Here is a 301-nt window from a genome sequence, read left to right as displayed (position 1 = left end):
ACATGCTGGGCGCAGACGGCAAGTCATGCTTCGTGCCGATCGAGAAGTACGGTTCGATGACCCCGTACGAAAACGAGATCGGCAAGGTCGAGGACGTGCGCTACCTGTCCTCGACCATCTTCGTCCCGTTCATCGACGCCGGCGGTGACAAGGGGCTGATGACCTCAACCACCGGCGTCAAGGCCGACGTCTACCCGGCCCTGTACATCGCAACCAATGCCTACGCCGTGGTCGCGCTTAAGGGCATGTTCGCGCTCACGCCGATGGTGGTCAACGCCAAGCCGAGCGACTCGGACCCGCT

General features: G+C 62.5%; 1 protein-coding gene. It reads left to right on the top strand.

Annotation, left to right across the window (positions count from 1 at the left end; translation table 11 throughout):
* Positions 1–301, top strand: a 301-nt coding sequence (locus tag F2P45_RS35030) for a N4-gp56 family major capsid protein (RefSeq protein WP_166882748.1), incomplete at both ends; no start/stop codon positions are given.

Source organism: Massilia mucilaginosa, from assembly GCF_011682145.1.
Taxonomy (GTDB): Bacteria; Pseudomonadota; Gammaproteobacteria; order Burkholderiales; family Burkholderiaceae_D; genus Telluria_A; species Telluria_A mucilaginosa.
This window is presented reverse-complemented; position numbering and strand designations above follow the sequence as displayed.